The sequence below is a fragment of the Brevibacterium sp. BDJS002 genome, from assembly GCF_028201555.1.
Lineage (GTDB): Bacteria > Actinomycetota > Actinomycetes > Actinomycetales > Brevibacteriaceae > Brevibacterium > Brevibacterium aurantiacum.
On the sequence record NZ_CP116392.1, the window covers coordinates 3183880 to 3203988 of the forward strand.

17 protein-coding genes and 1 riboswitch are annotated in these 20109 nt (G+C 62.4%); of the genes, 7 read left to right on the forward strand and 10 right to left on the reverse strand.

Annotated features, from left to right (window positions below):
• Window positions 1-133: 133 nt before the first annotated feature.
• Window positions 134-1036, reverse strand: coding sequence for a LysR family transcriptional regulator (locus PGC08_RS14860; protein WP_271708778.1), 903 nt, complete (start codon window positions 1034-1036; stop codon window positions 134-136).
• 226 nt (window positions 1037-1262) lie between these two features.
• Here PGC08_RS14860 and PGC08_RS14865 point away from each other — a divergent pair, with 226 nt between their 5' ends.
• The gene (locus PGC08_RS14865) at window positions 1263-2039 is read left to right on the forward strand and encodes a LysE family translocator (RefSeq protein WP_271708779.1); all 777 of its coding nucleotides are present in this window, start codon (window positions 1263-1265) and stop codon (window positions 2037-2039) included.
• A 117-nt stretch (window positions 2040-2156) separates the two neighbouring features.
• Here PGC08_RS14865 and PGC08_RS14870 read toward each other — a convergent pair whose 3' ends face one another.
• Window positions 2157-3695 carry a mechanosensitive ion channel gene (locus PGC08_RS14870; RefSeq protein ID WP_333937522.1) on the reverse strand — a complete coding sequence of 513 codons (1539 nt, stop codon included), beginning with the start codon at window positions 3693-3695 and terminating at the stop codon, window positions 2157-2159.
• A gap of 291 nt (window positions 3696-3986) precedes the next feature.
• Between PGC08_RS14870 and PGC08_RS14875 the strand changes: the two genes are divergently transcribed.
• Window positions 3987-4217 carry a hypothetical protein gene (locus PGC08_RS14875; protein WP_271708780.1) on the forward strand — a complete coding sequence of 77 codons (231 nt, stop codon included), beginning with the start codon at window positions 3987-3989 and terminating at the stop codon, window positions 4215-4217.
• A gap of 11 nt (window positions 4218-4228) precedes the next feature.
• Here PGC08_RS14875 and PGC08_RS14880 read toward each other — a convergent pair whose 3' ends face one another.
• The 3 genes from PGC08_RS14880 to panB form a co-directional block, all read right to left on the reverse strand.
• On the reverse strand, window positions 4229-5815 hold the full coding sequence (locus PGC08_RS14880; RefSeq protein WP_096168633.1) for an IS1634 family transposase: 1587 nt from the start codon (window positions 5813-5815) through the stop codon (window positions 4229-4231).
• Window positions 5816-6162: 347 nt separating this feature from the next.
• A complete protein-coding gene (gene panC / locus PGC08_RS14885) occupies window positions 6163-7029 on the reverse strand; it encodes a pantoate--beta-alanine ligase (RefSeq protein ID WP_271708781.1) in 867 nt (288 codons plus the stop codon).
• Window positions 7029-7976 carry a 3-methyl-2-oxobutanoate hydroxymethyltransferase gene (gene panB, locus PGC08_RS14890; protein WP_271708782.1) on the reverse strand — a complete coding sequence of 316 codons (948 nt, stop codon included), beginning with the start codon at window positions 7974-7976 and terminating at the stop codon, window positions 7029-7031. The genes panC and panB overlap by 1 nt, the downstream gene beginning before the upstream one ends.
• Before the next feature lie 285 nt (window positions 7977-8261).
• Here panB and nadA point away from each other — a divergent pair, with 285 nt between their 5' ends.
• Genes nadA through PGC08_RS14910 form a run of 4 tightly spaced genes read left to right on the forward strand, consistent with a single transcriptional unit; the run spans window position 8262 to window position 13389 of the window.
• On the forward strand, window positions 8262-9545 hold the full coding sequence (gene nadA, locus PGC08_RS14895; RefSeq protein ID WP_271710077.1) for a quinolinate synthase NadA: 1284 nt from the start codon (window positions 8262-8264) through the stop codon (window positions 9543-9545).
• Window positions 9546-9552: 7 nt separating this feature from the next.
• Entirely contained in the window at window positions 9553-11256 is a 1704-nt protein-coding gene (gene nadB / locus PGC08_RS14900; protein ID WP_271708783.1) for an L-aspartate oxidase, read from the forward strand.
• Window positions 11250-12173, forward strand: coding sequence for a carboxylating nicotinate-nucleotide diphosphorylase (gene nadC, locus PGC08_RS14905; RefSeq protein WP_069600702.1), 924 nt, complete (start codon window positions 11250-11252; stop codon window positions 12171-12173). The genes nadB and nadC overlap by 7 nt, the downstream gene beginning before the upstream one ends.
• 1 nt (window position 12174) lies before the next feature.
• Window positions 12175-13389: a cysteine desulfurase family protein gene (locus PGC08_RS14910; RefSeq protein ID WP_271708784.1), complete on the forward strand. Its 1215-nt coding sequence runs from the start codon at window positions 12175-12177 to the stop codon at window positions 13387-13389.
• Window positions 13390-13438: 49 nt separating this feature from the next.
• Here the strand turns inward: PGC08_RS14910 and PGC08_RS14915 are convergent, their stop codons facing one another.
• Entirely contained in the window at window positions 13439-15271 is a 1833-nt protein-coding gene (locus PGC08_RS14915; RefSeq protein WP_271708785.1) for a DUF222 domain-containing protein, read from the reverse strand.
• A 679-nt stretch (window positions 15272-15950) separates the two neighbouring features.
• Here PGC08_RS14915 and PGC08_RS14920 point away from each other — a divergent pair.
• The gene (locus PGC08_RS14920) at window positions 15951-16484 is read left to right on the forward strand and encodes a DUF1648 domain-containing protein (RefSeq protein WP_258771846.1); all 534 of its coding nucleotides are present in this window, start codon (window positions 15951-15953) and stop codon (window positions 16482-16484) included.
• Window positions 16485-16487: 3 nt separating this feature from the next.
• Here PGC08_RS14920 and PGC08_RS14925 read toward each other — a convergent pair whose 3' ends face one another.
• From PGC08_RS14925 to thiM, 4 genes are all read right to left on the reverse strand, one after another.
• A complete protein-coding gene (locus PGC08_RS14925) occupies window positions 16488-17219 on the reverse strand; it encodes a TenA family protein (RefSeq protein WP_009884999.1) in 732 nt (243 codons plus the stop codon).
• A 94-nt stretch (window positions 17220-17313) separates the two neighbouring features.
• Window positions 17314-18180, reverse strand: a complete 867-nt coding sequence (gene thiD / locus PGC08_RS14930) for a bifunctional hydroxymethylpyrimidine kinase/phosphomethylpyrimidine kinase (RefSeq protein ID WP_271708786.1) — start codon at window positions 18178-18180, stop codon at window positions 17314-17316.
• Complete coding sequence (gene thiE / locus PGC08_RS14935; protein WP_271708787.1) at window positions 18177-18896, reverse strand: thiamine phosphate synthase; 720 nt, start codon at window positions 18894-18896, stop codon at window positions 18177-18179. Before thiE ends, thiD begins: the two co-directional genes overlap by 4 nt.
• Window positions 18893-19759, reverse strand: coding sequence for a hydroxyethylthiazole kinase (gene thiM / locus PGC08_RS14940; RefSeq protein WP_069600706.1), 867 nt, complete (start codon window positions 19757-19759; stop codon window positions 18893-18895). The genes thiE and thiM overlap by 4 nt, the downstream gene beginning before the upstream one ends.
• Window positions 19747-19850: riboswitch (TPP riboswitch) on the reverse strand. It overlaps the preceding gene by 13 nt.
• Window positions 19851-20109: the final 259 nt, after the last annotated feature.

Below are 20109 nucleotides of genomic sequence, written 5' to 3' on the forward strand. Positions count from 1 at the left end.
CGCCCTGACGCCGAAGACTCAGCTCACTATGAGGAACGGTGCGTCTCCCTGGGCAGTACGGCTCCTTGGTCAGTACGGCTGCCTGGGCGGTACGGCTCCCTGGCCAGTACGGCTCCCTGCTCAGTACGGCCTCTCAGCGGGCCAGGTAGTCGGCCACAACCGCCTCGGTGGCGGTGACGAAGGATCGCACGTGCGGCAGGTGCGCTTCGCGTTCACGCACGTGCATGACGACGCGGCGCACGGGTGTGGGATCGGTGAGGCCGACTGCTCTCAGACCAGGTCGCAGCTGGGCAGAGGACAGGCGCGGCAGAACGGTGATGGCCAGGTTCGAAGCGACGAGGGCCAGCGCGGCGAACTCGTCTTCCGAAGCGGCGAAGGTCCGGGGCTCAAATCCGGCCGCGGCGCAGGCGAGGTCGACGACCTTGCTCGTCGGACCGGCCCACAGGTCGTAGTCGACCCACCGTTGGTCTTCGAGGTCTTTGAACGGGACGGATTCGAGACTCGCGAACCGGTGCCTGTCCGAGACAACGACCCGGTAGTCGTCGTCGAAGAGGACTGTGCGCATCATTCCGGGCAGGTGGACCTCGTCATCCTGTGGAACTTCGCTGCGGATCTCGATCGTGCAGTGGCTGCGGCGAACCTTGGCCGGTTCATTGAGTTGGATGTCGAAGCGCATGTCCGGATGTTCGAGTGCGACCGGTTCGATGATCCCTGGCAGCAGCCCGGCGTTGAAGGAGGTGAAGGCTGCGATGCGCATACGGGGCCGATTCACGGTGCGGAAGCTCTCAACCACGGTGTCGAGCTTGTTCAGACCTGTGAAGACGTCCGCGGATTCCTCGGCCAGTCGTTTGCCCAGATCCGTGATCTCGATGCCGCGTCCAGACCTGCGATAGAGGGGGACTCCGACGGCCTTTTGCAGGGTGGTGATGTGCTGGCTGACCGTGGCCGATGTGTAGTTGAGGCTCCTCGCGGCGTCGACGACGGAGCCTGTGGCGACGACGGCCCGCCAGATGCGCAGTCGGTTGAGATCCCACATGCCCTCAGACTAGTCGATGATCGTTCGGTCATGCCGAATGGTTGTTAGCAAATGGTTGCTTTTCCCAATCTGTTTTCGCGGGGTGACCTGCGGCAGACTTGGGGAAGAGCCCTTCGCGTCCGGGTCACAGCGATTCGTGCGCAGCATCTCGGGCCGTCATCGTGCAGCGTCGCATTTGCCACTCCGACCAGGTCACCTGCCTGGTCGCTGTCCTTGAAGGAGCACCATGACCGGAGCCGAGCTCATCACCATCGCCGGAGCTGCGACCGTCCTTGCCGTGACCCCCGGCCCCGAGACGATCCTCACCGTTCGTCTCTCAGCCCTGCGCCGCAAGGCCGGGCTGATCTATTCGCTCGGTTCCGCGACCGGCATGACGGTCTGGATGATCGCGGCGCTGACCGGAATCTCCGCGCTGCTCACAACCTTCCCCTCTGCCCTGCTGATCCTCAAAGTCGTCGGCGGGCTCTACCTGTGCCTGCTCGGCGTGCTGGCTGCCCGGCAGGCCCTGCGGATCCGTACCGAACTGCGTGGAACACCCCCGCGCGGACAGGTCAGCGAGATCGTGGCGGCCACCGATGATCTCGGCGAGTATGAAACCACCGAGGTGGGTGCCGAGGTGAGTGCCAAGGTCGGTGCCGAGGTGGGTGCCGACTCCCATACTGACGCGATCGCTGAACCCGGTGGGAAGAAGTCGTGGGGACAGCTGCGGTCGGTCATCTCGTATCGTCGGGGCCTGTTCTCTTCGTTGAGCAACCCGAAGGCGGGACTGTTCTTCCTCGCCGTCATGCCAACCCTGGTGCCGTCCTCCGCCGCCGGCGTCGACTACCTGCTGCTCATCACGGTCGTGATCGGTCTGATGCTGGCCTACCAGATTCTTCTCGCTTTCATCGCCGGCATGGCAGCGGCCGCCCTCCAGAGGAGGAGCACCGACTTCTACATCGAAGCGGTCTCCGCCGCTGTCCTCGTAGTCATGGGCATCGCCGTCATCGCCATCCCGGTGTAGCACCAACCGACGCCGAGGCAGGCGCAACGCAGGCGAACGTCTTGCAGGCGAACCTGAAGCCGACGAAGGTGCGGGCCGGGGATAGTCCCCGGCCCGCACCTTCGTCATGTCGCCTGGTCAGCTGGCAGGCGGTACGGGACCGCTGCCACCGGGACCACCGATCGGACCGTCGTCCCCGGCGCTGGCTCCGCCGTGCCCGACAGTTCCTGCCGAACCGTGTCCTGCGGTTCCGGCTCCACCGTGTCCGGTGCCGCCGACTCCGCCGGTTCCGATTCCGCTGTTTCCACTGCCAGCGGTTTTGGCGCCGCCGGAATGGCGATCGGCTCCACCGTCATTGTCGACAGCGGCTTCGACATCGACCTTATCGAGCATCTTCGCCGCGGCATCGCGACCGCCCAAACCGAAGGCGAGTGCAGCAGCGGCCGCACCGCCGATGACCACAGCGCCGAAGGCCAGGTTGATGATCGAATCGGCCAGTCCCATGTAACGCAGCCCCATCGCGATGAAGAGTGCGATGGCCGAGTAACGCAGAACTTTGCTCGCAAGAGAGTTCGTGATGAACTTCCCGATCAGGCCCGCAACCAAGAAGCCTGCAGCGATAATCGCAGCGCCGAAGAGGACGCTGCCGCCGAGGTCGAGGATCTCGTTGAGGATGTTCGTGATCTCGGGGAACCCGAGCATCCGAGTCGCCATGATCGCAAAGAAGATCATGATCGCTACCTGGACGATCTTGGTGATCACGCTCGAGGCACTGGTGCCCTCGGGAGCGATTCCGATCGAGCTGACAGCGCGATCTGTGCCGACTCCACGCAAGAGCTCTTCAAGCAGGTTGCCGAGGAACTTCGCAATGACTCCACCGATGGCCAGCAGGATGCCGGCCGCGATGATGGCAGGAATAGCGTTGAGGAAGAGCTCCAACATCTGCTGTGCCGGCTGCGAGATGGCCGCGATGCCCAGGACCTGGAGTGCCGAAATCGACACCACGATGATGATGATTCCGAAGACGAGGTTGCCCGCGAGCGACGAGATCTTGGCATTCGCCTCAGCGTTCGGGTTCCCGGCACCCTGCTGGGGCTGACCCAGGTGACCGGGCTGACCCAGCTGACCCGGGTGACCGGGCTGATCCTGATGAGGCTGGTCGTAGGCGGCCTGCTGAGCATTGATGTTGTTGTGCTGCGGTTCGGCTCCCGTCGATGCGCCGACCGCACCTGTGGCGCGATCTCCCAGCGAGCTGAACTTCGATGTCAGCTTCGTGAGGTCGACGGCGTTGAGCGCAGTCTGGACCAGCTGCTTGGCGATCTTGGCAAAGACGAAGCCGATGAAGAAGATGACCCCGGCACCGATGATGTTCGGCAGGAAGCCGAAGATTCCGTCGAGCAGGCCCTGCAGCGGTGTGAGCACCTGGTTGAGGTTGAACAGCTGCAGAACGGCGATGAGGCCGAGCAGCCAGATGATCAGGCTGCCGATCTGCCCGATCGATTTTCCGATCTGCTGCCCGTCATTGCCGTCACGCTGCAATGCCGGGATCTTCGCCACCAGTTTTCCGATCGCCCATTTGACGATCGATGCAATTATCCATGTAACGATAAGAATGAGTATCGCCAGTCCCACTTTTGCAAGAACTGACCACAAGTCCGACATTTGCATTTCCGTCATCTCCTTCGGCTGAGGCGAATGAACACTCGAATTCGTCGCGAATGAACACCCTTATTTTCGCTGTTGCTGATGTGGAGTCTATTCACATAAGACACTCAGAACAAGGGCAGATGACTGCTTAAAGTCGAATAATGACGCGATCGATAAAGTCGCGCAAGCTCGTCCAGATGGGTATTTCAGCACCTTAACAATACTTATATATTCAGATCACAATTCGGCATCGAAGCGATGACATAATCGAAATCTCCCATTCCGAAACAGAGAATTTGCGGCATGCCGCAAAGAGAATCCATGAATCCTCCAAAAGGTGAAGCACACGCGAATTCATGGAGAACTAACGAATTCGAGTGGCACATTGTCGATGAGATGCGTTCCCCCGACCGTCGCCGACACGAGCAGCAGGGCCTGCCCACGGAAGTCGGACGCACAGGGCTGAAAAGTTCGCGCATCGACAAGGCTGAGATAGCCGAGAGTGAGGTCGCCGCGATCGGAGGCGGGGTCGAGCACCAGCTTCGCCCCTGAGTTCCACAACTTTAGTGCCCCGGAAAACGTCCCGGCAGTAGCGCCGCAGCGATGTCTCTAGCCAGCCCGGTCACCTCGGGATCGAACGTGATTTCCTGCCCGCCCACACGCCCAGTGAACTCTCGCAACGGCCGAAGAGTCGTCACGATCTTCTTCAACGACGCTCCAGTCGCATCCTGCATGAAACGGGCAAGGGCCAACGCCGTGAACACGATAGTCAGGTGCGCTTCGATCGCGTCCCTGGTTCGGTGAAATATTGGTCGGGCACGTAGGTCGGTCTTCGACATCCGAAACGACTGCTCGACATGCCAGAGGTCGTGATAACTACTGATCACCTCGGCTGCGGACATAATGTCAGCCGGGATATTGCTGACGTAACCCTTATAGCCTGAAAGCTTCATCGCTCGCTTGTACGAGGACTCGTCGAATTCCTTATCCTCATCGGTGACCTTGACGAATCGGGCCTTCTTCGCGGGCTTCTCGCCCTCGATGATCGCCAATGCCCTGTTCCTCTGCAGATTCAGTGTCTGCTCATCACGCATCGCCCGCTTCCGCCGGTACTGCCAGACCACTCGCCACGCATCCGGAAACTCCTCAGCCGACCAGACTGGTTCTCGCTTCTTCTTCACTCGGTCAGGGTCGAGGCGTTTGGTCCCTTTCGGGGTGATCGTGTCGATGACCTGCCCATCAGCGGCCCAGTCCCCGTTCCACTGAAAGTGCGTCGCCAGATCATGCGGGGCCTTCGTTTGCCGGGATCCGACGATGAACCGTAGTCCAGCCTGATCCAGTTCAGTAAGGTTCTTGGCTGAGAGCATGCCGGCATCAGCGGCGACGACCATGTCGGTGACACCGTGCCGGTCTTGGAAGGCCTTGATGACAGGGATGATCGTGTGAGTCTCTGCTTTGGATCCTTCGTAGCAGCCGATCTCGAGTGGGAACCCGGTCCGGTCGACGAGGAGACCAACAACGATCTGCGGGTCAACACGACGTTCCTTCGAGTATCCAACTTTCCGCAGGTCGTCTTCCTTCTCAGCTTCGAAATACAAGGTCGTGACGTCATACAGAAGAAGGCTGATTCCCGACGTGGACACACTGTGGTCGAAGCATTTCCCAGCGATCTGTGACCGGTAGTCACGGTCCCTTGCCCGGGCGAGGCAATTGAGGAACGTATTGTGGTGGGGCGGATTGATGCCGAGCTCGGCAAGGACACGAATGCTGTCGGCCTTCGACGTCGGTTCGATCAAGCGAGCTAACACGAGGTGGAAGAAGGCTTGGTCATCGACGACCTCACTGAAGCCCAGCCGGTTCCAGGACTCGGTGATCGCATCGACGAGCACAGCAGAGCGTGAACCTACGACGGTTTTGGTATGCGGTGTGACGTCGGGGTCAGCGGGCAGTCCCAGCTCGAGTTCGAGTTGCTCGGCCGCCCCGTAGGACGCGAGTTTGTCTTCTCCAGCGGTGAGCAACGCGGTCAGTTCTGCCGGTGTGTGAGCAGAGCCCAGGTGTTCGAGGACGGTGACTTTGCCGCGGACCTTGCGCACAATCTGGACGGCCGTGGCTCCTGATCCGGTAGTAACTTTCCGCAAGCGAGGCGACATGAACCCATCGTAGACAGACCGTTAGTGTCCCACAAACACTCCTCCCGAACCTATGACCAGCACGAATACTTCGAGATTCGGCGAATCGTCGCTCAGTTGTGGAACTCAGGTAAGACACTCAGAACAAGGGCAGATGACTGCTTAAAGTCGAATAATGACGCGATCGATAAAGTCGCGCAAGCTCGTCCAGATGGGTATTTCAGCACCTTAACAATACTTATATATTCAGATCACAATTCGGCATCGAAGCGATGACATAATCGAAATCTCCCATTCCGAAACAGAGAATTTGCGGCATGCCGCAAAGAGAATCCATGAATCCTCCAAAAGGTGAAGCACACGCGAATTCATGGAGAACTAACGAATTCGAGTGGCACATTGTCGATGAGATGCGTTCCCCCGACCGTCGCCGACACGAGCAGCAGGGCCTGCCCACGGAAGTCGGACGCACAGGGCTGAAAAGTTCGCGCATCGACAAGGCTGAGATAGCCGAGAGTGAGGTCGCCGCGATCGGAGGCGGGGTCGAGCACCAGCTTCGCCGCTCTCTCGACGACGGTTGGAGGCTCATCGCTCGGAGACCAGTCGGCTGCCGCCTGGGCCGCAGCGTCCAGGGCGCGAGGAATCGCCAATGCAGCCGTTCGATCCGCCGGTGCCAGATATTCGTTGCGACTCGACATGGCCAGTCCGTCTGCGTCACGCACGACCGGAAGACCAATCAGCTCGATGTCGAAGTTGAGGTCGGCGATCATGCGTTTGACCAGGCAGAACTGCTGGATGTCTTTGAGGCCGAACACCGTTGAGTCCGGTGCCGTCAGGGTGAAGAGCTTGGCCACGACAGTGAGGACACCGTCGAAATGCCCGGGCCTCGCCTCGCCTTCGTACACCGCACCCATCCGGCCGGAGGACACGGTGACCTCGGGCGCTGACGGGTACATCTCCCCCAGCGCCGGCGCGAACACGAAGTCCACTCCGGCGGCCTCGCAGACCTCCAAGTCTGCTTCGAAGGGCCGCGGGTATTGGAAGAAGTCCTCGTCGGTGCCGAACTGCAGCGGGTTGACGAAAATGCTGGTCACCACCGAATCGCCCGATGCTCGGGCCCTGTCCATCAGCGCCTGATGACCAGAATGCAGGGCACCCATCGTCGGCACCAGCGACACGGTGCCCGACTGCCGTTTTCGCCAGGCACACAGGGCCTGGATTCCACCGACCTCCATCACTCGAAACTCCGCTCGGGCTCGGGGAACTCGCCGCTTTTGACCTCATCGACATAGCGGCCGACAGCATCGGAGAGCACTGAATGCAGGTCGGCATATCGTTTGACGAACCGTGGCGCCTTGCCCGTGCGCAGACCCGCCATATCCTGCCAGACGAGCACCTGGGCGTCGCAGTCGGCACCGGCGCCGATCCCCACGGTCGGAATCGTCATCTCCGCCGTCACCTGGGCAGCCAACCCGGCTGGAACCATCTCCATGACCACGGAAAACGCCCCCGCCTCGGCGACGGCACGAGCATCGGCCAGCAGCGCATCACCGGCATCCCCACGACCCTGGACCTTGTACCCGCCGAGGTTGTGTTCGGCTTGGGGCGTGAATCCGATGTGTGCCATCACCGGTATGCCGGCGGTCGTGATCGCCTTGATTCTCGAGGCCACAGCCACTCCCCCTTCGAGCTTGACCGCATGGACACCGGCCTCCTTCATGAACCGCACGGCCGTCGCGACCGCCTGCTCATCGGAGATCTCATAGCTGCCGAAGGGCAGGTCCGCGACGATCAGCGCCCGCGAGGTCGCACCGGAGACCGCTCGCGCCAGTGGAATGAGCTCATCGACGGTGACGGGCAGCGTGGTCTCGTGGCCGTAGACATTGTTCGCTGCGGAGTCTCCGACCAGCAGCGCCTCGACTCCGGCCTGCTCGAACAGTGCAGCGGTGTACTGGTCATAGCTGGTCAGCATCGCCCAGCGCCGGCCCTCCGACTTGGCCTTGATGAGGTCGAGAGTCCGCACGCGTCGAGGTGGGGCCGCGGCTGCACCGGCAGCTGCAGTCTGGCTGGGGCCGCCCCCGTAAGGCGGAGTCATCTCGGGCTGGTCGGACGTGGAGTTCTCAGGCTGTGCCGGTGCGGAACTCTCGGGACGATCTGGTGTCGGATTCTGGGGCAGGGGCATGGGCATCCTCTTCGGTCGGCCTTCGTCTGGGTGGCTACGCATCGTCAGCGCCGCATAAGCGCAAGTCGGCGGCAGGCTGTGGCGCCGGCCGAATCACGCGGGTTCACGTTCGGGTCGACTCGGATTGCGAGCCAGTTTCCAGACTAGATCATCGACCCTGCTCCACCGCACGGTGGTGTTTTACATTACGAGCATTGATGATTAAGCTCAAATCTGCGCAAAACTTTTCCAAGGGGCGCGCAGCTCCATGCCATGGGGCACCGCTCCACTCTGCGAAGGACGATGATGACCACAACAGCTTCGATCGAGCTCACTCTTAAGGACATCTCCGCGAAGGGTGCGAACGACGATATGTGTTCGACCGACCTCATCGATGCCCCGTGGGATGTCGACGTCAAGCCCGGATACGGACCCGGCGCTTCGACGGACGATGCGATTCCCGTCGCAGCCCCACGCCAGGGTGAGATCCCCGCCGAGTACAGGGACGCCTCGGCGGAGGAACTCAATGACCGGATCCTCCGGGCCAAGGAGAAGCTCGGTGATCGGGTGGTCGTCCTCGGCCACCACTACCAGCGGGTCGAGGTCGTCGAGCACGCCGACTACATCGGCGACTCGTTCATGCTTGCCAAGGCTGCCCAGAATCATCCCGAGGCTGAGGCCATCGTCTTCTGCGGCGTGCACTTCATGGCCGAGACCGCTGACTTGCTCTCCACACCTGAGCAATCGGTGATCCTGCCCAACCTCGCTGCGGGCTGCTCGATGGCGGATATGGCCGACATCGACCAGGTCGAGGACTGCTGGGAACAGCTGACCGAAGTGCTGGGCGACGAGCCTGATTCTGACGGCAAGGTGCCCGTCATCCCGGTGACCTACATGAATTCCTCGGCCGCAATCAAGGGATTCTGCGGCCGCAACGGCGGCATCGTGTGCACCTCCTCCAACGCCGAGGTGGTCCTTGAGTGGGCCTTCGAGCGCGGTCAGCGCGTGCTGTTCTTCCCCGACCAGCACCTGGGCCGCAACACCGCTCTGAACATGGGCATCGACATTGAGGCCATGCCGCTGTGGAACCCGGCGCGGCCTCTGGGCAACAACTCCGCTGACAGGATCGAGGACTCGAAGGTCATCCTGTGGCAGGGGTTCTGTTCGGTGCACAAGCGCTTCACCCCCGCGCAGATCGCCAAGGCACGCGTCGATCACCCCGATGTGCGCGTCATCGTCCACCCCGAATGCCCGCAGGAGACCGTGGCCGCGGCCGATGAGTCCGGATCCACCGCCTACATCACGAAGGCCATCGCCGAGGCGACCGAACCGACCACATTCGCCATCGGCACCGAGATCAACCTCGTCCAACGTCTGGCAGCCGAACATCCCGAGCATACGATCTTCTGCCTCGATCCTGTCGTGTGCCCGTGTTCGACGATGTATCGGATTCACCCCGGCTACATCGCCTGGGTCCTCGAGTCCCTGCTCGACGGCAAGGTGATCAACCAGATCTCCGTCGACGCCGAGGTGGCCGATCCGGCCCGTGTATCCCTGGAGCGGATGCTCGCCGCGAAGCCGCGGATCTGAGCGGCTCGTGAGTCACGTACTCATCATCGGCTCCGGCATCGCCGGGCTGACCACCGCTCTGCGGCTGGCCGGCAGACACGAGGTCACCGTGGTGACCAAAGACGGTGTGGGCGAGTCGAATACGGCCATGGCCCAGGGCGGAATCGCCGGAGTGCTCGCAGCCGACGACACCGTCGAAGCCCACGTCGCCGACACCCTGGTCGCCGGTACCGGGCTCGGCGATGAGGCCGCCGTCCGCGTGCTGTGTACCGAGGGCCCTGACCGAATCCTCGAGCTTGCGGCCGCAGGTGTCGACTTCGACCGCGACAGGACCGGTGAATGGTCGCGCGGCCTGGAGGGCGCGCATTCGATTCCGCGCATCCTCCATGCCGGAGGCGACGCCACCGGCAAAGCGATCATCGAGGCGCTGACGAACGCACTTCGTGCCGCAGTCGCTGCCGGCAGGGTCCGATTGCTCGAGCACACGATGCTTCTCGACCTGGTCACCGCACCTACGGGGCCTTCGGAGGCTACGGGTCCTGCAGGTTCTGCGGTTCCTACGGGGCCGGCGGGGTCTGTGGTTCCTACGGGGCCGGCGGGGTCTCCAGCGAGACACACGAGCAGGTGCACCGGAGTGTCGCTGCTGCGCAACGGAGTCCACGAATTCCTCGCGGCCGATGCAGTGATCCTGGCGACAGGTGGGGCGGGTCAGCTCTACGCCCACACGACGAATCCTGAAGGCGCAACCGGCGATGGACTGGCCGCCGCGATCCGTGCAGGCACCGCCGTGTCCGACATGGAGTTCTACCAATTCCATCCCACCGCGTTAGCCGGATCCGGGTTCCTCATCTCCGAGGCGGTCCGTGGCGCCGGAGCTCTCCTCCTCGACGCGAACGGTCACCGGTTCATGCCAGACATCGATCGCCGAGGTGAGCTGGCGCCCCGTGATGTCGTGGCCTTGGCGATCCACCGGAGAATGGCCGAACAGAATGGTCTCCCCTGCTATCTCGATGCCCGATCTGTTCCCGAAGTCGTGACTCACTTTCCCAGCATCGCCCGCGGCCTGGGTGCTCATGGTTTCGATCTGGCCGCCGATCTCATCCCGGTCACACCGGCCGCCCACTACTTCATGGGCGGCATCAACACTGACCTGGACGGACGCACCAACATCGCAGGACTCTTCGCCGTCGGCGAGGTCGCCTGCAGCGGTGTGCACGGTGCCAACCGTCTGGCCTCGAACTCCCTGCTCGAGGGAGCCGTCTTCGGAGCCCGCGCGGCCGAGGCGATTGCGACGGAGTTCGAAACGCGAACGGGGCCGATACCGGAACCGAGCCGAGCATCGCATTCGGCGACGGCAGCGTCGTTGTCGTTGTCGACGAAACTCGGTTCGTCCTCCAACCGGATCTCCCGTGAGGAACTCCAAGAACTCGCGTGGACCCACCTCGGCGTGGAACGAGAGGGACACGGACTGCGCACCGTGCTCGACCGCCTCGGCGAGGGTAGGCCGCTCGTCACTGATGTTGAACCTGCCGAACTCCGCGAAGGATTCGAGACTGCGAATCTTGCGCATATTGCGCGATACATCGCGGCTCAGGCCCTCGCCAGGCAGGAGAGTCGAGGTGCCCACACCCGCACCGACTTCCCCACGTCCGGCGCACTGTCGACGCGACGGCCCGAATCCGTCGACCTCATGTCCACCTCTTCCCTGCTTCAGGAGGCCGCCTCATGCTGAGCGCCACGACCATCAACTCCGCTCTCCGTCTCGCTCTCGACGAGGACGCACCGTGGGGCGACATCACCGGTGAGACGTTCATCCCGGCCACCGCCTCGGCGACGGCGAAGCTGAGCGCACGCGAGGCCGGAGTCCTTGCTGGAATCGATGTGTTCGCTCGTGCCTTCACCCTTGTCGACCCGAGCGTCGATGTGGATCTGACCAGCGCCGATGGCAATGCCTTCGCAGCTGGTGACACGTTGGCGACAGTGTCGGGCCCCGCCCGAGCAGTCCTGCGAGCCGAGCGGATCGCACTGAACTTCTGCCAGCGGATGAGCGGAATCGCGACTCAGACCAGAGCCTTCGTCGATGCAGCATCGTCGAATTCCGCAGGCACGAACACGGACGGTCGTGGTGTGCGAATCGTCGACACCCGGAAAACCACACCAGGCCTGCGGGCCTTTGAGAAGCACGCGGTGGTCTGCGGCGGTGGGCACAACCACCGGTTCGGACTCTCGGACGCGGTCATGGTCAAGGACAATCACCTGGCCGTCCTCGCAGGTGAGGGGGCAGATGTAGCGGCCGCGATCCGCTCGGCTCGGGACCGACTGTCGCATACGACGACGATTGAGGTTGAGGTCGATCGCCTCGCGCAGATCCAGGCGGTACTCGACGGCGGCGCCGACATCATCATGCTCGACAATTTCTCCCTGGCAGATCTGCGTGCCGGCGTGGAGCTCATCGCCGGACGAGCGATCGTCGAGGCCAGCGGAAATGTCTCTCTCGAGACCGTCGGTGATATCGCCGCCACCGGAGTCGACGTCATCTCCTCCGGGGCACTGACTCACAGTGTCCGCGCGATCGACCTGGGACTCGACCTGGACCTGACAGCCGAGGTCGGCGGAGTTGAGTCCGACAGCAGTGTGGGGCTGAGCTGAGATGGGACTCGAACAGGAGCCAGAGGCGAAGGCACCGCTCTACCTCGACACTGCTTCGGCGGCACCCGTGCGCAGGGAGGCACTCGAGGCGGCCTGGCCATATCTGACTGGTGCGTTCGGCAATCCTTCGAGCCATCATGAGGTCGGCCGCACCTCGGCAGACGCGCTCAAGGACGCGCGTAGACGAGTGGCGAAGGTGCTCGGCATGCGCAGCACTGACATCGTCTTCACCAGCGGCGGTACCGAATCTGACAATCTTGCGATCATCGGTATCGCTCTCGGGGCTCTAGCCGATGGCGATGCTGACCCCGGTGCAGGACCGGACGCTCCGCCACCTCGGCGACATATCGTGACCTCTGCTCTGGAGCATGAGGCGGTACTTGCTGCGACGGATTTCCTGGCTCGTCGGCACGGGTTCGAGATCACGGTGGTGCCCGTCGGACCCGATGGCACGATCGCGGTTGAGGCACTCCGTTCAGCACTGCGCGATGACACGCTCCTGGTCAGCCTGGGGTATGCGAACAACGAGATCGGCACGGTCGCCGATATCGCAGCCCTGGCCAAGGTTGCTCATGATGCCGGCGCGTTCTTCCACACCGATGCCGTGCAGGCTGCGGGTTGGCTCCCGCTGAGTGGACTCGGCGTCGACGCCATGAGCCTGGCCGGGCACAAGGTTGGTGCGCCGAAAGGTATCGGAGTCGCTGCAATTCGCGCACGGATCCCTCTTGAACCGCTTATCCACGGTGGCGGTCAGGAGTCTGGGCGTCGATCGGGGACGGAGAACGTTGCCCTTGCCGTCGCGTTTGCCACCGCGCTGGAACTCGCCGAGGCGGAGCGAGTTGAGACCGCTGACCGTGTCCTGGCCATCCGGGATGATTTCATCGCAGAGGTGCTGACCACGGTCCCCGGAGCGTTCCTCACAGGCAGTGACTGCTCGCGAACTCCGAATCATGCTTCGTTTTGCTTCTCAGGCACCAGTGGTGAGGCCGTACTGCTCGAACTTGAACGCCTGGGCGTCACTGCTTCGAGTGGTTCCGCCTGCGCCGTCGGCTCAGATGAACCATCGCATGTGCTCACCGCGCTAGGTATTGCTGATGATGTCGCGAAGACGAGTGTGCGCTTTACTTTCCCAGCAGGCTTCACCGCCGAGGAGGGGCGTCGGGCAGCGCATTCCGTATCTGCTGCGGTGAAGAATTTGGCTCTCAGTTACACCTGAGCGTCCTGAGCGTCCCCAGCGGTCTGAGCAGACTGAGCGGCCTGAGCGGTCATTCGTCGAAGAGTGTGTCGATGACTTCTTGAGCCACGAACCTCGCATGCAATATCGGCCGCCTCGCCGGATCAATCGATGCCGGCGGAACCCACGCGGGTCTACCGTCTTTGAGCATCACTGTCTCCCAGTCCGATCTGTCCAGAAGGTGGTGATGGGCAGAACAACTCAACGTCATATTATTGACATCCGTCCGACCTTCTTGTGCCCACTCAACAATATGGTGAGCATCGCACCATCCCGGCGGTGCATCACATCCCGGGAACGTACACCCCTGATCTCGTGCAGTCAGGACCGCGATCTGTTTCGCATTCGCGAACCGATTCTCCGTGACCACCTGCATCGTCTTCGCCTTCTCCGAAATGAGTTCGAAGAACACCGCCCCGTTCAGGCCATTGCGAACCAGTTCACTGATCGGGACCGGATTCTCAGTACCCGTGGTCCCGGTACCGGTTCCGTTCGCCAGATCCTCGGCCTTCGCCGTGACGACTAACGCGTATTGGGCGCCTTGGCCGGTACGAGTCATGTCGATCCTGGAGATGAGAGTCGCGAAGCGTTCGTAAATCCACTCCTGAGCACTCAACCTCTGCCCGGTCATGTCGACGAGGGTTCCGTCTTCTAAGACACCCGACTCGCTCACATCCGATGCGCTGTTGTCGCTGCTGTTGCTGGTGTTGTTTGCGATTTTGGTTCGTGCTGTCAGCAGCCCGTTGAGTTGTCCGCCCGTGACAGGGTCGAGGAGACCCGTGAGTTCCCAGTCACCGTTGTCACGGGCATGCATGGTGACCTTGTACATGGACCGGTCTGTGGCATCGATGGGTTCTTGCCCATCGGGATCAATATGGGCCAGGATCCGAGCAAAGATCGCACGCAGGTCATGAACCCGCACACTTGGTGCCTTCTCCACGAGAGTTGTTTCGGCATAGTCACGATTGGCTTGGGTGGTCCAGGTGGGTAGTTTCTTCAAGCAGTCCTTGATGACCGTGGCCTGATCGGCGGAGAGTCGGCCTTCGTTGAAGGCATCAGCGACCGTGGGAAACAGTGGTGCTTGTGGCTGCCCTGTCAGAGTCACCCGTCCGCCGAGGTTTTTGGCCATGTCGGTGCGGCGGTTGGCTTCGCGGCTGGTGATGTTCAACCTGTCCTGGATAAGTGCCTTCGTTGTTTTAGCACCATAATCAGTCGGTGTTCCCACGCGTTCACACACAGCCAACGCCAGGGTCGACAGGGCTTCATTGACTCGGTGGAGGGCTTCGAGTCCGTCGATGAGTGTGATCGCGTCATCGGGACCCATCAGCCGGTCAAAGGTCCGTAGCCCGTCTTTGAGTCCGCTGAGTGCGGTGAGGCTGGTCGTGACTTCGGGAGCAAAACGTGAGAGATCGGTCCATTCCTCGCTCGAGAGAAGCGGGTGAGGACTCGGAGTACTCGAACCAGTTTCGGTCGGGCCAGGCTTACCTGAACCATCGGCTGCCGGTGCGGTGCTGGCCACGGCGGAGTCATCGCCGGGCGCTGCTTCATGAGCGTCTTCGGGCACCGCTTCATGAACGTCGCCGGTCGCGCCATCATCGGTGGATTCCGCACCCTCGGCTGTTGGCTCTACGGCCTCGTTCGCCGTATCGGGTTCACCGGTGGGTACAGGCGCGAGTGCTTCGAAGGTTTTGGCGAGGGGGTGACCGGTGAGGTCGAGGTTGGAGTCTTTGAGCTGGTCGAACAACGTCAGCTCATCATCAGAAGACACATCAGCTGCGTCTGGACCCGTGGCGGCATCACTGGAATCAGAGCGTGGGTCACGCTTTTCCGGGTTTCCTGGGGTGCGGTCGGGGGTGAGAGTCATGGTACTGAAGTCCATTCGCCAACATCGTCGTTGCTCTTCTTTCAATTATACATTTATTTTGACCATTTGCACCTTCTTTTTCTAATCTTGTTCGATCATGATTTGATTCTTGTACCTATTGATGGCCCATAAATCTTGGGATGTTTGCAACGCCCCAGGTCAGCATCCCTCCCATCGAACGCGGCACTACCAATGCCCCAAGGTCGTCTCCGGCCTGGTCGGGCGGAGACGGTTGCGGCTCCGTCCCCTCACAGGCATTCACTCGCGAGCATTCACACGCGCGGAACCGGAAATGGCATGCAGGCCACTTGTTGCCAGGTGGACCTATCTTTCTTTTCGGGCCGGGAGGAAAATGGAGACATGCATTCGATACGGGTGTGAGGAGGCCGTCATGGATCTGCTGATTCTATTCATCATGGGTATGTGTTTCGCTACCGTCGTGTTCTTCGTCGGACGTTTTGCCTGTCCGCGACACGACCGAGTCCCCCTGATAGAAGTCGACCATGTGCTCCTGTGGACCACCCTGCGTCGCGGTTGGCATGCGATGGGCTCATTGGGCCCCACGCCTCCGGGCAGAAGCGGTCCATCAGGGAGCCATCCGGCCTGATCTCTCCCGACACCGGGCACCAGGCTATCGGGCACCCGACACTTGGCACCGGGCACCGGATAGCCTGGCAATGTGCCTTCCTCAACGAGACCGAATCCGAGCCGGCGCCCTGGAACCGCTGCGTTGATCTTCGCAGCGGCGTCCCTGGCGGTGCTCATCTCTACCGCGTTCTGGGTTTGGTTCAATGCACCCGACCAGGTGCCGAGCCATTTCGGGGCAAACGGTCAACCTGACGACTGGGCGTCGAAGGGTGAGGTATTCGCGTGGCTCGTTCCTTTGGGAGTGGGACTCTCGGTGCTGCTCTCAATTCGCTCGATCTTTGAGAAGATGCCGCTCAGCCTCGTCAACATTCCGCACAAGGAGTACTGGATACAACGCGGCGAACGCGTCTATCTCTTCGACTGTCTGATGGAGTTCATGCGAATCACCGCTGGTGCCTGCGCTCTGCTGTTCGCCTTGTCTCTTGTGCAGACGCTCAGCGTCGGGTTAGGCAGATCGTGGCCGGAACCCCTTGTCTTCCTCCCGACCGGCATCTTCCTTGCCATCGTCGCAATCGCACTGTGGAATCTCCTCCGCCGTCTCAAGCCAGACGTCACCGACGACTAGTGCTCAACTCTGCGGCACGAACACTCCTGCATCCCAGCCTTGGAGCGCATGGGCAGAGGCCCAGAAGTGAAGTTCGTACACACAGGCCTGCTCGAACGTGGCACGCATTCTTGCGGCCACTTCGGCGGGGGCATTGGTGAGTTCCTGCTCAAGCAGCTGCACGGCCTGCCGGGTCGACTCATCGAATTCAGGTGAGTCGTAGGTCTGGACCCAGGTGCGGTAGGGGTGGTCAGCACTCATCTGGCCGGCCCGTTCGACGAGGACCTTGCCCATGTGTGCGTAGACCCAGAAGCACGGCAGCACTCCGGCCACGCCTTCGCCATAGGAGCGGCTGGCAGCGGTGGCCACGAGGTAGGACACGTAGCCCAAGGTGGTGGGTGAGGCCTTGAAACCGGCTCCGCTGCTGACGAGTTCATCGTGGGACGCGGCCAGGCGAGAATCGGCGAGCAGCTCACCGTGCATCTCCTCTTCCACACTGATGGCCTCGGCTGCCGAACTGGCCCAGAATCGTGCTTCGTCCCGGTCGTTGGCTCCGGCGGCGAGGAAGGACATCGCCTTCGCGTAACCGGTGAGGTAGATGCCGTCTTGGATGATGTAGTTCGTGAAGGCCTTCACATCGAGGCTGCCCTCGGCGAGCTGGCCGAGGAAGGGCAGGCGCTCGATCTGTTCGACGATCGGGCGGACACGGTCCCACAGCTGAGTGGTCTGGGGGCCTGCGGAAAAGTCTGTCGTCATTGATATCTCCCTTGTTCAGGGGACCTCGGCGGTCCCACAGCGTCTTTGAGCGGTATTCGGATGGCAAGCCCATCCGGGTGTGTGACTGGTTGTTCTAACGGCGGACGATGTCGACCTGGTGGTCGACGGGTCCGTGAGCGCCCTTCGGATCGAAGCTGACCTGCCAGTTCGCGGCGGACTTCAGCGCCCGAGCCAGATAGTTCAGGGCATTGTCGACGGCTTCGTGGAGGAGATCCGAGCTCACATCGTCAACTGCACGTGCACGCTTGAGCACGGCCACCTCGGCGGTGATCGCGGCCGACAATGTGCACCCGGTTCCGTGCGTATTCGGTGTCTCCACTCGTGGGTGGGTGAACTCAGTGACCGTGCCTTCTGCGGTGACGAGAACGTCGGCGACATCGCCCTCGATCGCGTGCCCACCCTTGAGCAGCACCGCGCGCGGTCCGCGGTGGACGAGCTGTCTGGCCTGGACCAACATCTCCTGCGGGTTCTTCGCCACGGGCTCGTCGTCGCCGACCAGCAGCGCAGCTTCGGGCAGGTTCGGGGTGATGAGGTCGGAAACCGGGAGCAGATGATCGCGGACGGCGGTCACGGCATCGACCTCGAGGAGGCGGTGCCCGGACGTCGCGACCATGACCGGGTCCACGGTGTAGAAGCCCAGCTGGCCCTGGGCCGCTCGTGCGACGACGAGTTCGACGAGGGAGCGTGAGCCGAGCATCCCCGATTTCGTGGCATCGACGGGCATATCGTTGAGCACACTGTCGAGCTGGTCGGAGACGAAGTCATCGTCGATTCCATAGACCCGCGAAACGCCGTGCGTGTTCTGCGCGACCAGAGCGGTGATGGCCGTGGTGCCCAGCACCCCGCGGGCCGTGAAGGTCTTGAGGTCGGCGTGGATGCCGGCTCCCCCACTGGGGTCGGTGCCTGCGATGGACAGTGCGATGGGTGGCCGTGTGGTCACTGAGCTGCCTCCGCGAGTCCGACGCCGAATTCCGCGAGCAGTTCTTCGGCTGCGGCACGCGGATCCTCGGCGCGGCAGATGGCAGAGACCACACAGATCCCGAGCAGACCGCGGCCCCTCAGTTCGGCGGCACGATCGGTGCTGATCCCTCCGATGGCAACCGCGGGAAGTCCCGCTTCACCCACAAGCTCGCCGAGGCGGTCGGGCCCGATCCCGTCGGGTGCGTCGGTTTTCGTCGTGGTGTCGTAGACGGGCCCGATGCCGACGAGGTCGACGACGCCGGATTCCCGGGCGGCTACGAATTCGGTGCTGTTGGCCGCCGACAGCCCGAGCAGCGGTTCTGGGCCGATGAGTTCGCGTACTTCTTCGACCGGGGTGTCGGACTGTCCGACGTGAATGTGGACTTCTACTCCCTCGGCGAGGAGTCGCTGGGCGACCGCGACTCGGTCGTTGAGGACGATGGGGACACGACGGTTCGTGTCGACCAGAACGCTGTCGACGGCTGCGATGACCTCACGAGTCAACGTGTAGAACGCATCGTCGTCGATGTCCTTGTCGCGGACTTGCACGATCCCCACTCCCCCGCCCACAGCCTCGCGGACGGTATCGGCGACGCTGCGTCCAGCTTCGCGGCACTGTGCCGAATCGGTGACGAGGTAGAGCCGAGCGTCGATTCCGGCCAGGCGGGTGTTCGCCTCGGGAGACGAGGCGCTCATGACTGTGCTCCGTCGATCGCCTCGGCGTCGATCGCACTTGATTCGACCCTGTCTGATTCGACGTGGACCCCAGCCAGATCATCACCCGTGATCGTGTGCAGCGCATCGAGGAAGTTCACGGAGAAGCTGCCGGGTCCGCGTGCACCCTCGGCGGCGGTCTCACCGGCGACCTTGAAGTGAGCGTGGGCTGCGACCACGGCCTCGAACCTCGCCGAGGCGGTCGTTGCGCCCACGAGATACGCGGCGGTGACTGCGCCGAGAGAGCATCCGGTGCCGATGACCAGCGGCATAAAGGAGTGTCCCCCATCGAGGCGGGCGACATGGTCGGCCCCGTCGAAGTGAGCGACGATCGCGTCCTTGGGACCTGAGACGGCAACGATTGCTCCGGTGGACTTGGCCAGTTCGGCCGCGGCCGGAATCACCGCATCAACCTCGTCGGTGGAGTCCACTCCCCGACCACCCAGGCCCACTCCGGCCAGTGCCGCGATCTCGGAGGCGTTGCCACGGATGGCAGTGGGTGAAGAGTTCGCCGCGCGACGGATTCGTGTGGTCCGGAAGTCGACCGCCCCAATGCTCACCGGGTCGAGGACCCACGGCTTGGAGTCTTCATTGGCTGCGTCGATGGCGGCGTCAGCGGCAAGGAACTGCTGATTCGTGGCGGTGCCGAAGTTGACCAGCAGTCCGCTGGAGATGCGCGTGAACTGTGCGGCATCGGCCTCGTGGTCGAGCATCGCCGGGGCGGCACCGACGGCCAGGAGCACGTTGGCGCTGAATTGCTGCACAACGGTGTTCGTGATGCATTGGATGAGTGGATTGCTCGCACGCAGTCGTGCATTGGCAGAACGCAGGTCGAAGTCAACCATGACGATCCCTTCGCTAGTATGGCCCAGATCAGGTTCGATGGGTGTTCTCTCAGCCTCACGCGATCAACGTCAGGCACCCCATGTCATTGCCCACGACTGTATCAGCACGTCTGAAGTTGGGCGAAGCGGCAACGCTGAGGAGCGCGAGCGGAAACCTGAGAAGGGCAAACCGGAACCCGGGCCCACCTCGGCGCCTATATGCCAACACATCGAGCGGACCACTGATCATCGAGGGCACCAGTTGCAACTGGTACTTTCGACGCTCAGTGGTCCGCTCGATGAGCTTGCTTGGCGAGAGGGCGACCGGCGCTAACCGCGACCGGCACTAACCGTGACCCTCGCTAACCCCG